Raw genomic sequence first — 15,269 nt, 5'->3', positions numbered from 1 at the left:
GATGACCCAATTTTGAACCAGAAATTCCACAAGGAGAACCATCGCGAGGACAGAGTCCACCAACCGATGCCGAGCATGCGGACGAGCCAGGTCTTGACTGCTCCAGTACGGACGCCTAACGTACAACCGCATGGTTGTAGATGAGATGAGTGACGCCGAGGTCGATCGCCTATTTCACGCCTTCGCGGACACGACACGTCGTGACATCGTCGCGAAGGTCACCGTCGGCGAACAGTCGGTCTCGGAGTTGGCATCTCACTACGCCATGAGTTTTGCCGCAGTACAAAAACACGTCGCGGTTCTCGAGCGCGCCGCCGTGATCACGAAACACAAGCGTGGCAGGGAGCAGATCGTGCGTGTTCGATTGGACACCATCGAACACGCACGCTCATTGCTCGGAGCCTACGAGGAGATCTGGCGACACCGTGTCGACCGGATCGACGACCTACTCGGTGAGGACAAGAAGGGGTAACACCATGCCGTTCATCAGCTCACACAAGGACGCAGAGAACTTGACCATGACCATGGTCGCCGAGTTCGACGCGAAAGTCGAACGCGTCTGGCAGATTTGGGAGGACCCACGCCAGCTCGAAAAATGGTGGGGACCACCGACGTGGCCCGCGACATTCGACAGCCACGACTTCGTTCCAGGTGGCAGGGCGTCGTACTATATGACCGGGCCGGACGGCGAGAAGGCCGCCGGCTGGTGGCTTTTCACCGATATCTCCGCCCCGACGACGCTCACGTTCGACGACGGGTTCGCCGACGACACCGGCAATCCGTCGTCGACATTGCCGGTCACTCACGCAGTCGCCACACTCGAGGATGTCGACGGCAGAACGCGTATGACGATTCGGACGCGATTCGACTCCGTACAGCAACTCGAGGAACTCGTCGAGATGGGTATGGACGAGGGTATGGCCTTGGCGCTGGGCCAGATCGACGCCATCGTCGCCGACTGATCGTGGTGCACAGAACTTCGGTCCCTGCACCGAATTTCCGTGCACATGCGGCGAAGCCGCTCTACTCCGGAACCGAGCTGACCGTGAACGGCTCGACGGGTTCTGCCCCACGCTTGTCGAACTGACTGTTCACCACGAGCAGCCGATCATCCACTGCTGCAACGGTTGTGGGGTAGGCGAACGATACGTCGGTAACCTCACCGGTGACCGCGCCGGTTCGGCCGTCATCGTCGAGATCGACCTTTGCGATCAGGCCGTCGCGATTACGAACGACATACAGCGTGTCGTCGTCCATCTCCATCCCATCGCCGTTCATCAGCGTCGCTCCACCGAGGTCGACCTGGGTGACCTCTTTCGAGGTCTTGTCGATCCGATACAGGTTGCCGGTACTCGATTGCACGACGATCAACGCTGTCTCATTGTCGTTCTCGACGATGCCGTTGGCGTTGAAACCCTCGCCGTAGACGAACGGGCTGCCGTCGAAATTCACGAACGTCTCCAACGGAGCGTCCTGCGTCCCAGCTACGATCTGCCCAACGGCAATGCGATACAACGCCGGGCTACGTGAATCAGTCACGAAGACATCGCCGTTGTCGGCAATCGCAACATCGTTGAGGAACGTCGCGTCGGTGCCGAGTCCGTTGGTGAACGTGGCCACCAGCGAACCGGAGTTGGCGTCGTACACCCACACCTTGCCTGTCGCTCCACCGGCGATCACCAAGTAGTCGGGCCGATCGTCGTCATCGGTGACATCGATCCCGGCAGCGCCGGTGCGTCCGTCGGCACCGCCGGGCAAGAACACAGAGACATCCGGGGATCCGACGGTTCCGCGGAACACTGCGCCGTCCGAGGTGGACGTCACGTAGAACGTGTCGTCCGCGGCGGTGATGCCTTCGGGGAACACGCCGCTACCGGGCAGGTTGTAGATCGTCGCAGTGCTCGAACTCGGTGACGTCGACGCCGACGCGGTGGAATCGCCCGTGGTGCTCGGTGCCGGTTCTGGCGAATCCGAGGACCCACAGGCACTCAGCAGCAGTGTGGCGGCGGCAACAGCAGGGACTACTCGGGAGACTCGGTTCACATAGACGAGTGTTCCATATGTCTCAATTTTCGGGCATATTGCCTGGTGAGCAGATTTCTGGTCCGTCAGTTTCGTACAGTCGTTGGCATGAGTGACCTTTCCTCCCTTGCCGCAGCCGACAGCGACCTCGGAGGGATCGCCGGATGGGCAGTGGGTCTGATGGAGGCCATCGGTGGCCCCGGGGCCGGAATCGCGGTGGCCGCCGAGAACTTCTTCCCGCCGCTACCCAGCGAGATCATCCTGCCGCTGGCGGGATTCACCGCTTCGCAGGGCGGGATGACTTTGTTCAGCGCATTGTTCTGGACGACGGCAGGCTCGGTCGTCGGCGCGTTGGTTCTGTACTGGCTCGGCATCAAGCTCGGTCGCGACCGGATGTACGCCATCGTCGAGAAGATGCCGTTCGTCGGAACCGGGGATCTGACGAAAGCGGAAGACTGGTTCACCCGTCATGGTCGGTCGGCGGTGTTCTTCGGCCGCATGATCCCGGTGGTCCGCTCGGGCATATCCATACCGGCCGGAGTATCGAGGATGCCGATTCTGCAATTCTTGCTCTACACCACCCTCGGCAGCCTGATCTGGAACTCGATCTTCGTGCTCGCCGGCTACTTCCTCGGCGAGAACTGGCACTACGTCGAGAACTACGCCTCGGTGTTCCAGTACATCGTCATCGGCATCGTTGTGTCGTTGATCGCGTGGTTCGTAATCAAGAAAGTGAAGTCCAAGCGCGCCGAGGTGCAGTGACGTCCACAGCTCGGCACGGCGGCCACGCCCGATCTCACCGGACGCGCCGGATTCCGCCGGCGAAGCGGTCCAGCGCAGCGAGAATCTCATCCGCCTGCCAGACCCTGTTTCGTCGCCCCTTCGATGTCTGGTGAAGTATGTCCGCCTCGACCAGCTTGTCGATCGCTCGCTGAGCCGCGATCTCGCTGACTCCGAATGTGCTTCGCACATAGGCGTTGTCGACAACCGGCTGCGCCACCAGCGCGTCGACGAGCTTCCAGACGACCGAGTCGCTGCGAGCCACGATGCGCTCGATGTACTCGGCCCGAGCGGCGGCCAGGTCGTCGACCAACCGTCGCCCACCGGTGACGGCATGAAAGGTCGCCGCGGTGAGACTCCGAACGATTGCCTCCACATCTCCCCTCCGATAGGCGTCGAGGCTCTCGAAATAGCCGGCAGTATCGGTCAGCAATCCGGCCGACAGCGGAACCGTCACTCGCTCGGTCACCTCGGCCCTACGGAGCATTCCGTGAATGATCGCGCGGCCGGTGCGACCGTTTCCGTCCGTGAACGGGTGGAGCGTCTCGAATTGCGCATGTGTGACTGCGACTTGAGGGATGACCGGAAGGTCCGAGCGAGCCGCGAAATGGAAGAGATCGTCCAGCGCGTCCGGCAACCGATCGTGATGCGGCGGTACGAATGCCGCGCGGTGCGGGCCGATGTCCGATCCGCCGATCCACACCTGTTGTGTGCGCCATCGGCCGGGCTGAGGGTCGCCACTCGGCTCAATCAGCACATGGTGCATGGCTAGAACACTCGATGCGTCGATGGACGTACCCACCTCGAGAGCAGCCTCCATCGCGCGGACGTTTCCCGACACGATCGATGCATTCCGTGTTGTGGGCGAACCCAATTCGGCGAGTGCGAGCGCCCTGGCTCCCACGGTCAGATTCTAGATCTGCGAGGACGCTGAGCTTTCCGTTCGCAGCAGAATCGAACTCATCGGTGCAAGCTCGACCGATGGACCGAGTTGCACCGAGGCGTACTGGTCGAAGCGGACGATTTCACGGAGAGCGTCCTCCGATTCCGCAAGCAGCTGCGCAGGCAACGCCAAATCCGCATCCGCGATACGCGCCGGCACGCACGCGCGATAGTCACCCTGATGCAGCCGACGCTGGGCGCGCGAGGTGTAGGTATCGGACACCTGCCATGGTCGACGCTCGAATTCGACCGCAGGCCATCGGCTCGCGACCTGAACATCCGTCATCGATGGACCATACCAAACCTTACTGATCTAAAGTTTGGTATGGAAGTCGATACCAACGTCAGCGCTGCCCGGAATCCCCGAGCTTTTCTGCCGCCTCGCGCAATTGCACTCCGATGCGATCGGTCGCCTCGTCGAACAGGTCACGCGCTGCACTGAGATTCAAGGACGCCAGCTCATCGCTCTCGCGCTCCTCGAGTTCGGCGAAGTCCGGAGACCCGTGATGCTCTACCGCATCTTCTCGAGTTCCTTCTCGATATCCATCAGTCCGTCCAGATACGAGCGCAGGGCAGTCAATCGCAGTATCAGGGTGCGCTGGCGATCGGCGAGTGCTTCGGTGCGTCGGGCGTACATCGCTTGCACCTCGGCATCTTTGGCGAGATGACCCGACGGTGGGCCACCGAGACGATCGAAGGCAGCCTGGAGCAGCCCTGCACTGCGCGCTACCGAGGCCACTTCCGCAGACAGGTCGATGCGCACTATCCGATGCGCTACGTCATCCGCCGTCCACGCCGCCAGGCCTTCGATAGCAGTGGCCAGAGCGGCGACGACGTAGACGACACTGCCGGTGACCGTCTTACGGAGGCTCTCGAGTTCGGCGATGTCGGCCTGTCCTCGACTTGCCGGCTCCCGATCTACGACCTTGCGCACTCTGTCGAGCCTGGTCGCAGTCGGGGGATCATGCAGAGTCGAGGTGGCAGCAAGACGCCAGGAGGTGAGTGCATCTCGGACGAAGTGGCCATGCGCACCGCGCCACGCCGGCTTGCCGAGATCGACCAATGCGCCGTCGATCGCGCGCTGATCCTTCGACCGCCGATCGAACGGATTCCATCCCATGTCCACTCCCCACGCAGTCAGTCCTTCGGAATACGGTAACGACTGCCCATGAACACAAAGGCCGCATATCCCAGAATCGCCACCACATAAAGCACCGTCGGCACCACGAAGACCCAGACGCTCACCGACGCACCAGTGGTCGTGCCAGCAACGACGCATATCCACGCGAACAGCACTGCGGTGACGACTCCGATCCAATCGAGGTCCTCGGACATCTTGCGATTCAGTTCGGGTCGATTCTCGGCGGAAGTCCAGTACTCGTGCAGTCGTCGAGTCGGCAGATTCACCATCTGAGCCGGAAGCTTCGGCAGCCACCAACCGACGCTGACGAACAACCCGATCATGACGAACCCAGTGCCGCCCATCGTCAGGAGGAACGACAGCTTCGAGTCCATCCGATCCACCTGACCGGATCCGTCGAAGTGCGCGGGTATCTCGTCGCCCGCGGTGACGGCGACCCACACGAGGCTACCGATGAAGACGAGACTGGACAGCAGTAAGGCAACGCGCGAAAGCTTCATCCCAGTTCACTTTAATGCCTCAGGCAGTGGTGTGATGCTGAGCCTCTGGGTCGCTCCGCAGGCTATGCTCCTGTGCCACAGAACGCACCTATCAGCACCACTGCCGGAGGCACCCATGCCCAACAACGAGTTCGGGGACTTCCAGACCCCGATCGAGTTGGCGCGCGCGTTGGTCAACACTCTGCCCCGTCGCAAATGGACCCGTGTTCTCGAACCCACCTGCGGTGTCGGGAACTTCCTGTCGGTGATGGCCCGGAGTCACCCCGAAGCAGAGCGCGTCGGGATCGAGGTGCAGCCCGAGTATGCCCCGTTTGCATCACAATTCGGCAGGGTTGTCACTGCGTCGATTTTCGACTTCGACCTGGCGTCTGATGTCGACTGGACGTCGGAGCCAGGCCCGACTCTCGTCATCGGAAACCCACCGTGGGTGACCAACTCGCAACTGTCGGTACTCGATTCCGCCAATCGCCCTTCCCGCGCGAACAGCAAGAATGCCCGCGGAATCGACGCGATCACCGGCAGCTCGAATTTCGATATCGCAGAATACATCTGGATCAAACTCCTCACCGAGTTCAGCGATAGGCCAGTGACCATCGCGATGATCAGCAAGACCCAGGTCGCGCGCAACGTTCTGCTGCACAGCGCGCAGCAGCAGCTTCCCGTGACCGGTTCGAGTCTACGAATCATCGATGCGAAGAAATGGTTCGACGCAGGGGTCGATGCCTGCTGGTTCACCGTGGAACTCGGGCCGGGCAAGACCGACTACACCGCGCAGACATACCCGAGCGTCGACGCGTCACAACCAACCAACAGAATCGGGGTCGTCGACGGTCAACTCGTCGCGAACGTCGATGCGTACCAGCGCAGCATGCAATTCGATGGTGCCAGCCCACTCACCTGGCGGCAGGGCATCAAGCATGACGCCGCCGGCGTCATGGAGCTGATCGAAAACAACGGTCCGCGAAACAAACCGGGAATCGGCGTCGACGTCGAACCCGACTACCTGTTCCCACTGTTCAAGTGCACCGATGTCTACCGCGACAAGCTGGACTCGGTGTCCAGGTGGATGATCGTGCCGCAATCGCATACCGGCGACGACACCGAGCTACTTGCGTCGACTGCACCGAAGCTGTGGAAGTACCTGACCGACAACGCCGCTGCGCTCGACGGGCGGAAGTCGTCGATCTACCGCAACAGGGCCCGCTTCTGCATCTTCGGTGTCGGTCCGTACACGTTCGCTCCCTACAAGATTGCGATCTCCGGGTTCCACAAGATTCCACAGTTCAGAATGGTCGGCCCTTACGACGGCAAACCAGCCGTGTTCGACGATGCCACGTACTTGCTTCCTTTCGAGGATCCCGCATCATGTGCAGTCGCCCATGCGCTGTTGACCGGACCGGAAGCGACTGATCTCATTGCGGCCCTGGCATTCTGGGACAGCAAACGGCCGGTGACGAAGAAGCTCCTGCAACGCATCGATCTCGCGGCCATCGCTCGCGAAACCGGCCAGGACACACTGCGATTGCGAGCTCTGGCTGTGCATCCGAACGGCAGCGCGGTCGATCAGGCCATCGATGCCTTCACAGGTCGGTCCTGATCGTTTCGGCCAATCGGTCCAGGAAGTCACCGTTGCGTTTGTAGTGCACCCAGGGCCCGATTTTGGTGCTCGTCACCAGGTGGGCGCGTTGAAGAACCGCCATGTATTGCGAGGCCGTCGATTGTGAGACACCCGCTCTGGATTGAATGTGCTTGAGGCACACCCCTACCTGTTCGGCCGGTTCGAGCTGCGGCGGAAAATCGCTCGGGTCCTTGAGCCATTGCATGATCGCCAGTCGCGCCGGGTTGCTCAGGGCACCGAACACTGCCGCAAGCTCCGCGGGGTCCAGTTCGTCAGCCACCCTCGAAGCGTACTCCAATATCGCAATATCCCGATCTGTGTTCTACTGGTTCAGACATCGCAATATCGCGATATCCAGATAGGAATAGCTCATGCAGAGAGCAGTAGTCGTGGGGGCCAACGGAGTGATCGGCGGAAATCTCGTCGCCCACCTGCAGCGAAGCGGGGTTTGGGACATCATCGGCCTGTCGCGCCGCGGAGGTATCGACAGCGAATGCCTTCAGCACATTTCGGTAGATCTACTCGACACAGAAGAGACTCGACGCCAGCTCTCGCACCTGACGGACGTCACGCACATCTTCTACGCTGCGTATCAGGAACGCCCCACGTGGGCCGAGCTCGTTCCTCCCAATCTGGAGATGCTCGTCAACGTCGTCACGGCGATCGAGGACAGTTCTCCGAATCTGGAACACGTCAGCCTGATGCAGGGATACAAGGTGTACGGCGCGCATCTGGGTCCGTTCAAAACGCCTGCCCGCGAATCCGATCCACCGCACATGCCACCCGAGTTCAACGTCGACCAACAGCACTTCCTCGAAACCCGTCAGGTGGGTAAGAGATGGACCTGGTCGGCCATCCGGCCTTCTGTGGTGTGCGGTGTGGCGCTCGGAAATCCGATGAATCTGGCAACCGTCATTGCAGTCTACGCAACCATGTGCAAGAAACTCGGCGTACCGATGCGATTCCCGGGCAAACCCGGTGCGTTCGGATCGCTGTTGGAAATGACCGATGCATCGTTGCTCGCCGAAGCGACGGTCTGGGCTGCAACCACTCCCGATTGCGCGAACCAGGCGTTCAACATCACCAACGGAGACCTTTTCCGCTGGAACGACATGTGGCCTCGCATCGCTGGCCTGTTCGGTGTGGATACCGCCACTCCACTGCCGATGTCGTTGGCCGATGCGATGGCCGACAAAGAGTCGCTATGGAATTCGATCGTCGCCGAGCACGATCTGAAGCCCACTCCCTACGGCGATGTATCTTCCTGGAGTTTCGGCGATTTCGTGTTCTCCTGGGACTACGACGTCATCTCCGACGGTTCCAAGGCGCGCCGCATGGGCTTTCATCGTTTCGTCGACACCGAGGCGATGTTCGCCGGAATAGTCGCCGATCTGAGGGGACAACGCATCATCCCGTGACCACACGCCGGTCCTGATTCCGCACCCGGACGGTACCGGCCGCATAGGCTGCCAGTGTCGGTACCGGATGAGGAGATCGCCATGTCAGTGAAGTCCGAATCGGCGTCCACTCGGCACGTGATGCCGAAGAAGCAACTGCTTGCAGTCAGTATCGGCAACGCGGTGGAGTGGTACGACTGGACTGTCTACGCCACGTTCTCGATCTACTTCGCCACTCAGATCTTCTCCGGTGACAACCCGGCTCTGGCGCTACTGAGCACCTTGGCCACGTACTCGGTGGCATTCTTCTTTCGGCCACTCGGCGGATTGTTGATCGGACGCTTCTCCGATCTGAAGGGCCGACGCCAGGCGATGATACTGACGATCGCGATGATGTCGGGTGGGTCGTTCGCGATCGCCGTGCTCCCCACGTTCGCCGTCGCAGGGTGGATCGCTCCGATTCTGCTGTTGCTGGCCCGGATCGTGCAGGGCATGTCGATGGGCGGCGAGGTATCCAATGCGTCGGCCTACCTCGCCGAGATCGCCCCGAACGACAGACGAGGCCGCTACTCGTCCTTCTACTACATCTCCACCGGCACAGCCATTCTCCTCGCTTCGTTGCTCGGCGCGTACCTCACGTTCGCACTCGACGACGCCCAACTGAACTCGTGGGGTTGGCGCGTACCGTTCCTCATCGGCGGACTGCTCGGAGTAGTGGGGCTCTGGATGCGACGCGGCATGGCCGAGGCCGACAATCAGGAGCGCAACGCAGTGAAGGCGAAGGCTGTGCGAAACCCGTTGTGGATGACCATGAAACACCATCCTCGCGCCGTTCTGCAGGTCGTGGGATTCGTCCTCCTCGCTACGCTCGCCTACTACACGTTCTTCTCCGCGATGACGCCCTACGCCGTCAAGCAACGCGGAGCGGACGCCAACGACGTGTTCGTGGCCTTGTCGATCGCGACAGCCATGTTCGTCGCGTTGCAGTACCCCATGGGCGCTCTCGCCGACCGCATCGGTCGGAAGCCGCAATTGCTCACCTACGCTGCACTGTTCGCGATTCTGATCATCCCGCTCTCCAAGCTGATCGGGCCGTCGTTCGCCAAATTGCTGATCGTCTTCTGCGTCGGCCTGCTGCTGTTCGCGATGTGCTCGGCCATCATCCCTGCCGTTCTGGCCGAGGCCTTCCCGGCGGAGCTTCGAGGTGTCGGTATCGGAGCTTGGTACAACCTCACCGTTGCGCTCTTCGGCGGCACCGCTCCCCTACTGGTCAACGCATTGTCCGACGCGGGCCACGCGGACTGGTTCTTCTACTATCTCGCGGCAGCCGCTGTGATCTCGTTCCTGACGATGGTGTGGATGCCGGAAAAGCGCGGCCAGGACCTGGACTGAATGCAGGCGACACTACGATCGGATGACACACACCGTCCGAGGCAGTAGGAGAACCATGCATCCGTTCGACGAGGCAGTCGCGCTCGACGTGGTCGGCGACGGCACCTACAACGGAAAGACGTCGCCACCGTACAACAACATGGTTGGCCCGTTCGGTGGCATCACCGCGGCGACGTTCATCCGGGCCATCGAACTGCACCCGGAACACCTGGGAACGCCGGTCTCACTGACTGTGAATTTCGCCGGTCCGGTTGCCGAGGGTGATTTCGAGGTTTCCGCACGCCCGGTGCGGACCAACCGAAGCAACCAGCACTGGTATCTCGAACTGACGCAGAACGGTGCAGTAGCCACCACCGCAACAGCGGTGTTCGGTACGCGACGCGACACCTGGGACAACATCGAGGCAACGGCCCCCGCGGTCTCCTCCCCCGCCGACACGAAGCAGGGCGGGCTTCCCGATGCCATCGCCTGGGCTCGGAACTACGAGATGCGTTTCGTGGCAGGCGCACTGAGTAACCATGAATCAGCGGACTCGACCGAGACTCTGTGGATTCGCGACACCCCGCCGCGGCCGCTGGACTTCGCTGCACTGACCTCGCTCAGCGATGTGTTCTATCCACGTATCTTCCAACGGCTGGGCACGTACGTTCCGGCGGGCACCATTTCCCTGACGACCCACTACTTCGCGACGCCCGAGGATCTCGAGCAGCACGCCGACGGATACATCCTCGGCACCGCACGGGCGCGCCGCTTCCACCAGGGCTACTTCGACCAGACAGCGGAATTGTGGACCGAGAGTGGGAGTCTGCTGGCCACGAGCCACCAGGTGGTCTACTACAAGGTCTGACCAGCCGCCGACTGCTCCAGCACCCGGCGCACAGCACCGCGCGCACCGCTGTCCTGCAGCGAACGCTTGGCTCGCTGATACGCACCTCGCAGTCTCGGGCTGCCCGCAAGATCCCCGAACACCGCCCGGTTGGTCAGAAACGCTCCCGGATTGTCGTGGTCTTCCCACGACAATCGTTGCAGGCGTTCGGCATCGGCGTCCATCATCCGAATGTCCCCGCGCTCGTACACTGCACACCACGCGGCGAGAACCAGAGCGGCATGATCGACGGATCGGTCCTCGGCAAGTCGGTCTCGGATCACCGGCAGAACGAATTTCGGGATTCGGGCAGATGCGTCGACGATCTGACGTTCGAGAGTGTCGCGAACGGCCAGACTCGAAAATCGTTCCAGCAGTTGCTCGATGTAGGCATCGAGATCGATTCCCGGTACCGGCGCGAGTGTCGGGGCAGCCTCCGCACGCATGTACGACGCGACGAATTCGCGCAGGTCAGGACTGGCCATGACGTCGTGCACATGGGTGTAGCCGGCGAGGATGCCGAGGTAGCTCATGGCCTGGTGAGAACCGTTGAGCAGGCGCAGTTTCATGTGCTCGTAGGGGGCGACGTCGGTCACGAGTTGCACGCCGACGTCGGCGAAGGGTGGTCGCCCGAACGAGAACGAATCTTCGAGTACCCACTGTGAGAACGATTCCGACTGGACCGGCCAGCGGTCGTCGATGCCGAAGTCGCGTCGCAGGTCGTCGACGACGGTGGATGTCGTGGCCGGGGTGATGCGGTCGACCATCGAATTGGGGAACGCGGTCGTGGCGTCGATCCAGTCGGCCAGGTCGCTGTCGTGGTGTCGCGCGAAGGACGTCAGCGCGGTGCGAGTGACCGTTCCGTTGTGGACGATGTTGTCGCAGGACATCACCGTGAACGGCGGAATTCCGTGGAACCGACGGGTGGCGAGAGCAACGGTGAGAAACCCGAAGACACTCGACGGGGTGGAGAGGTCCTCGAGGTCGGCCAGCACCGCGGGATCGGTCGGCTCGAAAACCCCGGTCACATCGTCGACGCCGTAGCCGGCCTCGGTGATGGTGAGCGAGACGATCATCGTGGCGGGTGAACTGAGCACGTCGAGCACTCCCTGCGGATCGTCGGGTGCGTAGACGAAGTCCGCGACCGAACCGACGACCCGCGCGTCGCGTCGGCCATCGGGGTCCACGGTCACGACGGTGTAGAGATGATCCTGAGCGTCGAAGACCTCTCCGATTCGCCTGTCTCCCGGCAGGACTCCCACTCCACACAACGCCCAGTCGAGATGACCGGCGGCGAGAAGGCGATCGAAATAGACTGCCTGGTGCGCGCGGTGAAACGCACCGACCCCGAAATGCACCACGCCACAGTGCAGTTCGTCCGCGTCGTACTCGGGCTTCGCGACGCCCGCAGGCAGGTCGTTCAATGTGGTGCGACGAAGCTCGATCATGACAGGTCCTCGGGGTCGGACGAACGTGGTGTGCGGTGGCGCTCCCGGGCATGTTCTGCCACCAGGAGCACCACCGCAGTTCAAGGGGTTACACGTCAGGATCAGCAGGACGACTTGTAGACGTACTGCGCGCCCTCGCCGTCGATGTTGTCGGCGGTGATGACGTGGAAGCCGGTCGAGATCTCGGCGGTGACCGGCTGGTCGTTGATTGCGGCCATGGCCTGCGCGACACCGTCGGTGCCGATGGTGTCGGGCTGCTGCGCGATCAGAGCCTGCACTGTTCCCTCACGAAGCTGCTTCACCTGTGCGGGGCCTGCGTCGAAGCCGATGATCTTGACCTGATCCTGCTTGCCCGCCTGCCGAACTCCGGTTGCGGTGCCCTCGGCTGCGAACGTGTTCGCGGCGAAGATGCCGGTGATGTCAGGGTCCTTGGCCAGGGCAGCCGACACAAGACGAGCAGCTTCGGCCGGGTCGTTGTGGCTGTACTGCACGCCGAGGTAGTCGAAGGCCGGGTTCGCGCCGACGGCTTCCTCGAAGCCCGCCACTCGGGCGTCGGCAGTGGATACACCGGGATCGGTGGAGATGACGAGCACCTTGCCGCCGGCCGGGCTGAGCCGCTCGATCGCGTTGAACGCCTCTGCGCCGCCGCCCTTGTTGTCGGACGAGATGGAGGAGACCGCGATGGACGGGTCTTCCAGGGTGGTGTCGACGAGGACGACCTTGATGCCTGCTTTGGAGGCTGCTGCCAGGGGCGCCTGCATGGCAGCGACGTCGGTGGGCGCGATGAGGATCGCCGACGGCCGTGATGCGACAACCGAGTCCACGATCGGCTTCTGCAGGGTGGGATCGAACTTGACCGGACCCTGGGTGTCGACGGTGACGCCTGCATCCTTCGCCGCAGCTTCGATTCCGCACTGCATGCTGATGTAGAACTCGTCGCCACTGACGCCCTGGATGAAGGCGATGTTGCCGCTGCCGCCACCGCTTCCGGAGTCGGACGAACAACCCGCCAGGAACATGGCGGAGACCGAAGCGACACTCAGTGCAACGACGGCGGTGCGTGATGTGATCATGGTCGACTTTCTTGTAAAGGGATTGCGATAGGGGGAGTTTCGAGGCCGGCCGGAACTAGGGACTTCGGGACCAGAGTTTCTTGAGGGAGCTGGGCGACTGACCTCGGCTCGCTGCGTCGCGTCGACGCTGATCGAAGTAGACCGCTGCGATGAGCACAGCACCGACGGCGACCTGCTGCCAGAACGGCTGGACTCCGACGATGACGAAACCGTTCTGCAGCACGGCAGGGATGAACAGTCCGACGACGGTGCCGAACATGGTTCCGATGCCACCGAAGAGGCTCGTTCCACCGATGACCACTGCCGCAATGACATTGAGGTTGGTCTGCGACTGACCGGCGATGGCGGTGGTGCCGTACTGGGACAGAGACAGAATGCCCGCGAGCCCGGCAAGAGTTCCGGAGAGTGCGTAGACCTTGACCAGGTGCATGTCCACCTTGATGCCGACGCGTCGAGCGGACTGCTCCTTGGAGCCGACGGCAAAGGTGTAGAGGCCGAACTTGGTGCGATGCAGCACGATTCCGAAGATCACCACGAGCACCAACGCGATGCTCGAAATCAGGGGGATGGTGGTGGCCGGGAAGTTTCCGTAGCCGATGGTATCGACCAGAACCGGTGGTACGTCGCGGATATCGACACCTCCGGTGATGACCTGCGAGAGCCCGAGAGCGCCGCCGAGGGTCCCCAGAGTCACGATCAGCGGAGGCACGTTGGCCTTACCGATCAGGAAGCCGTTGAGCAATCCCCAGCAGAGGCCACAGCCCAGAGCCACCACGATTCCGACGGCGGCGACTCCCCATCCGTCGCCGCCGATCGCGGCCATGGTCTTGGCCGAGACGACGCCGGAGAAGACGAGAACGGAGCCGACCGAGAGATCGATGCCGCTGGTGACGATGACGAACGTCATGCCGATTCCGAGAACGGCCAGGATGGAGACGTTCTGGATGATCTGGCGGATGTTGCCCCACTCGGGGAAGCTGCCGGGAGCCATGATCGAGAACACGAGGCAGATCGCAGCCAAGACGAGCACGATCTGGAACACCTGAACCCGGGCCAACTTACCGAGCGCTTCGACCAGATCGAAGGAGTGGCGAGACGGCTTGTCGCCGGGCGGCATCGGCTCGAGGGAGGGGCTGATGGTCTGGTTGGTCATCGTGTGGCTCCGGTGGTTGCGCCGGTCATCGCGCCGACGAGTTCTTCCATGGTCGTGTTCTTGGCGTCGAGGGTGGCGACGCGCTTGCCCATGCGCAGCACCTGAACCCGGTCGGCAACTTCCATCACGTGCGGCATGGAGTGGCTGATGAACACCACGGCCACGCCCCTGTCCGCCACCCGGCGAATGGTGTCGAGCACGTTGCGGGTCTGGACGACTCCCAGCGCTGCGGTGGGCTCGTCGAGAAAGACGACGCCCTTGGCCCAGGCGACGGCTCGCGCGATGGCAATGGCTTGTTGCTGCCCACCCGACATCGCTCCGACCGGGACGGTCAGACTACGCACGGTGGCACCGAGTTCGTTCAACGCGTCCTGCGACTGCTTGCGCATCGTGGAGACGTCGAGAAAACCGAGATGACCGAGCAGCCCCTTCGCCGGCAGTTCGCGTCCGAGAAACATGTTCTGCTGCGCGTTGAGGTGCGGCGCGAGGGCAAGATCCTGGAACACCGTCTCGATACCGAGTTCCGCTGCGACGGTTGGGCTGTCGAGATCGACAGCGGTTCCGTCGAACAGGATCTCGCCGGTGTCGACGGCCAGGCTGCCCGAGAGCGCCTTGACCATTGTCGACTTGCCTGCGCCGTTGTCGCCGATGAGCGCGACGACCTCACCCGGGTAGATGTCGAAGTCGGCATCGTCGAGGGCGCGCACGTTTCCGAAACTCCTCGACAATCCCCTCGCTTCGAGGATCGGTGTCGCAACAGGTGCAACGCTGGCCATGGATACTCCTAGGTCGAATCGAGAAGCTTCGAGTGCGGGATGGACACCCCCACCGGCGCCTGCAGCACGGTCCGAGGACGTGGTCTGCAAAGCAGGTCGAGCTCCCTTCGGGGCTCGTCGTTTTACGAGTGTGACCCACACAACTCGCATTTGTCACGTGTT

17 protein-coding genes are annotated in these 15,269 nt (G+C 62.2%); 7 read left to right on the top strand and 10 right to left on the bottom strand.

The window, feature by feature from the left end; translation table 11 throughout:
- Positions 1 to 130: 130 nt before the first annotated feature.
- Positions 131 to 472, top strand: a complete 342-nt coding sequence (locus O4220_RS21260; protein WP_269607469.1) for an ArsR/SmtB family transcription factor — start codon at positions 131 to 133, stop codon at positions 470 to 472.
- Positions 473 to 476: 4 nt separating this feature from the next.
- Positions 477 to 962 (top strand): SRPBCC family protein, encoded by a 486-nt coding sequence (locus tag O4220_RS21255; RefSeq protein ID WP_269607467.1) that lies wholly within the window; start codon positions 477 to 479, stop codon positions 960 to 962.
- A gap of 61 nt (positions 963 to 1,023) precedes the next feature.
- Here the strand turns inward: O4220_RS21255 and O4220_RS21250 are convergent, their stop codons facing one another.
- The gene (locus tag O4220_RS21250) at positions 1,024 to 2,043 is read right to left on the bottom strand and encodes a superoxide dismutase (protein ID WP_269607466.1); all 1,020 of its coding nucleotides are present in this window, start codon (positions 2,041 to 2,043) and stop codon (positions 1,024 to 1,026) included.
- Positions 2,044 to 2,130: 87 nt separating this feature from the next.
- Between O4220_RS21250 and O4220_RS21245 the strand changes: the two genes are divergently transcribed.
- Complete coding sequence (locus O4220_RS21245; RefSeq protein ID WP_269607464.1) at positions 2,131 to 2,784, top strand: DedA family protein; 654 nt, start codon at positions 2,131 to 2,133, stop codon at positions 2,782 to 2,784.
- Positions 2,785 to 2,818: 34 nt separating this feature from the next.
- Here O4220_RS21245 and O4220_RS21240 read toward each other — a convergent pair whose 3' ends face one another.
- The 4 genes from O4220_RS21240 to O4220_RS21225 all read right to left on the bottom strand — a co-directional run bounded on the left by O4220_RS21240 (position 2,819) and on the right by O4220_RS21225 (position 5,385).
- Entirely contained in the window at positions 2,819 to 3,706 is an 888-nt protein-coding gene (locus O4220_RS21240) for a Fic family protein (RefSeq protein WP_269607463.1), read from the bottom strand.
- A 9-nt stretch (positions 3,707 to 3,715) separates the two neighbouring features.
- On the bottom strand, positions 3,716 to 4,030 hold the full coding sequence (locus tag O4220_RS21235) for a hypothetical protein (protein WP_269607462.1): 315 nt from the start codon (positions 4,028 to 4,030) through the stop codon (positions 3,716 to 3,718).
- 225 nt (positions 4,031 to 4,255) lie between these two features.
- Complete coding sequence (locus O4220_RS21230) at positions 4,256 to 4,864, bottom strand: hypothetical protein (protein WP_269607461.1); 609 nt, start codon at positions 4,862 to 4,864, stop codon at positions 4,256 to 4,258.
- A gap of 17 nt (positions 4,865 to 4,881) precedes the next feature.
- Positions 4,882 to 5,385 carry a DUF1648 domain-containing protein gene (locus O4220_RS21225; RefSeq protein WP_269607459.1) on the bottom strand — a complete coding sequence of 168 codons (504 nt, stop codon included), beginning with the start codon at positions 5,383 to 5,385 and terminating at the stop codon, positions 4,882 to 4,884.
- 115 nt (positions 5,386 to 5,500) lie between these two features.
- Here O4220_RS21225 and O4220_RS21220 point away from each other — a divergent pair, with 115 nt between their 5' ends.
- On the top strand, positions 5,501 to 6,982 hold the full coding sequence (locus O4220_RS21220; RefSeq protein ID WP_269607458.1) for an SAM-dependent methyltransferase: 1,482 nt from the start codon (positions 5,501 to 5,503) through the stop codon (positions 6,980 to 6,982).
- Here the strand turns inward: O4220_RS21220 and O4220_RS21215 are convergent.
- Positions 6,966 to 7,208, bottom strand: coding sequence for an ArsR/SmtB family transcription factor (locus tag O4220_RS21215; protein ID WP_420030442.1), 243 nt, complete (start codon positions 7,206 to 7,208; stop codon positions 6,966 to 6,968). The genes O4220_RS21220 and O4220_RS21215 overlap by 17 nt on opposite strands.
- 166 nt (positions 7,209 to 7,374) lie before the next feature.
- Between O4220_RS21215 and O4220_RS21210 the strand changes: the two genes are divergently transcribed.
- The 3 genes from O4220_RS21210 (at position 7,375) to O4220_RS21200 (ending at position 10,639) form a co-directional block, all read left to right on the top strand.
- The gene (locus O4220_RS21210; RefSeq protein WP_269607456.1) at positions 7,375 to 8,421 is read left to right on the top strand and encodes an SDR family oxidoreductase; all 1,047 of its coding nucleotides are present in this window, start codon (positions 7,375 to 7,377) and stop codon (positions 8,419 to 8,421) included.
- Positions 8,422 to 8,502: 81 nt separating this feature from the next.
- Entirely contained in the window at positions 8,503 to 9,792 is a 1,290-nt protein-coding gene (locus O4220_RS21205; protein ID WP_269607455.1) for an MFS transporter, read from the top strand.
- Between the two features lie 55 nt (positions 9,793 to 9,847).
- On the top strand, positions 9,848 to 10,639 hold the full coding sequence (locus O4220_RS21200) for an acyl-CoA thioesterase (protein WP_269607454.1): 792 nt from the start codon (positions 9,848 to 9,850) through the stop codon (positions 10,637 to 10,639).
- On the opposite strand, the gene O4220_RS21195 is transcribed toward O4220_RS21200, so the two are convergent.
- The 4 genes from O4220_RS21195 to O4220_RS21180 form a co-directional block, all read right to left on the bottom strand.
- Entirely contained in the window at positions 10,627 to 12,105 is a 1,479-nt protein-coding gene (locus O4220_RS21195; RefSeq protein ID WP_269607453.1) for a mannitol dehydrogenase family protein, read from the bottom strand. The genes O4220_RS21200 and O4220_RS21195 overlap by 13 nt on opposite strands.
- A 101-nt stretch (positions 12,106 to 12,206) precedes the next feature.
- Entirely contained in the window at positions 12,207 to 13,178 is a 972-nt protein-coding gene (locus O4220_RS21190) for an ABC transporter substrate-binding protein (RefSeq protein WP_269607452.1), read from the bottom strand.
- Positions 13,179 to 13,233: 55 nt separating this feature from the next.
- A complete protein-coding gene (locus O4220_RS21185) occupies positions 13,234 to 14,331 on the bottom strand; it encodes an ABC transporter permease (protein WP_080730678.1) in 1,098 nt (365 codons plus the stop codon).
- On the bottom strand, positions 14,328 to 15,107 hold the full coding sequence (locus tag O4220_RS21180) for an ATP-binding cassette domain-containing protein (protein WP_037148364.1): 780 nt from the start codon (positions 15,105 to 15,107) through the stop codon (positions 14,328 to 14,330). Before O4220_RS21180 ends, O4220_RS21185 begins: the two co-directional genes overlap by 4 nt.
- Positions 15,108 to 15,269 lie beyond the last annotated feature (162 nt).

The sequence above is a fragment of the Rhodococcus ruber genome (genome assembly GCF_027270735.1).
Classification (GTDB): domain Bacteria; phylum Actinomycetota; class Actinomycetes; order Mycobacteriales; family Mycobacteriaceae; genus Rhodococcoides; species Rhodococcoides rubrum_A.
This window is presented reverse-complemented; position numbering and strand designations above follow the sequence as displayed.

Bases quoted from the DNA above. Each gene is read 5' to 3' on its own strand.
- O4220_RS21190 (WP_269607452.1), bottom strand. From the start codon at position 13,178: ATGATCACATCACGCACCGCCGTCGTTGCACTGAGTGTCGCTTCGGTC.
- O4220_RS21245 (WP_269607464.1), top strand. From the start codon at position 2,131: ATGAGTGACCTTTCCTCCCTTGCCGCAGCCGACAGCGACCTCGGAGGG.
- O4220_RS21195 (WP_269607453.1), bottom strand. From the start codon at position 12,105: ATGATCGAGCTTCGTCGCACCACATTGAACGACCTGCCTGCGGGCGTC.
- O4220_RS21205 (WP_269607455.1), top strand. From the start codon at position 8,503: ATGTCAGTGAAGTCCGAATCGGCGTCCACTCGGCACGTGATGCCGAAG.
- O4220_RS21260 (WP_269607469.1), top strand. From the start codon at position 131: ATGGTTGTAGATGAGATGAGTGACGCCGAGGTCGATCGCCTATTTCAC.
- O4220_RS21200 (WP_269607454.1), top strand. From the start codon at position 9,848: ATGCATCCGTTCGACGAGGCAGTCGCGCTCGACGTGGTCGGCGACGGC.
- O4220_RS21220 (WP_269607458.1), top strand. From the start codon at position 5,501: ATGCCCAACAACGAGTTCGGGGACTTCCAGACCCCGATCGAGTTGGCG.
- O4220_RS21185 (WP_080730678.1), bottom strand. From the start codon at position 14,331: ATGACCAACCAGACCATCAGCCCCTCCCTCGAGCCGATGCCGCCCGGC.
- O4220_RS21255 (WP_269607467.1), top strand. From the start codon at position 477: ATGCCGTTCATCAGCTCACACAAGGACGCAGAGAACTTGACCATGACC.
- O4220_RS21235 (WP_269607462.1), bottom strand. From the start codon at position 4,030: ATGACGGATGTTCAGGTCGCGAGCCGATGGCCTGCGGTCGAATTCGAG.
- O4220_RS21210 (WP_269607456.1), top strand. From the start codon at position 7,375: ATGCAGAGAGCAGTAGTCGTGGGGGCCAACGGAGTGATCGGCGGAAAT.
- O4220_RS21225 (WP_269607459.1), bottom strand. From the start codon at position 5,385: ATGAAGCTTTCGCGCGTTGCCTTACTGCTGTCCAGTCTCGTCTTCATC.
- O4220_RS21215 (WP_420030442.1), bottom strand. From the start codon at position 7,208: ATGCAATGGCTCAAGGACCCGAGCGATTTTCCGCCGCAGCTCGAACCG.
- O4220_RS21230 (WP_269607461.1), bottom strand. From the start codon at position 4,864: ATGGGATGGAATCCGTTCGATCGGCGGTCGAAGGATCAGCGCGCGATC.
- O4220_RS21180 (WP_037148364.1), bottom strand. From the start codon at position 15,107: ATGGCCAGCGTTGCACCTGTTGCGACACCGATCCTCGAAGCGAGGGGA.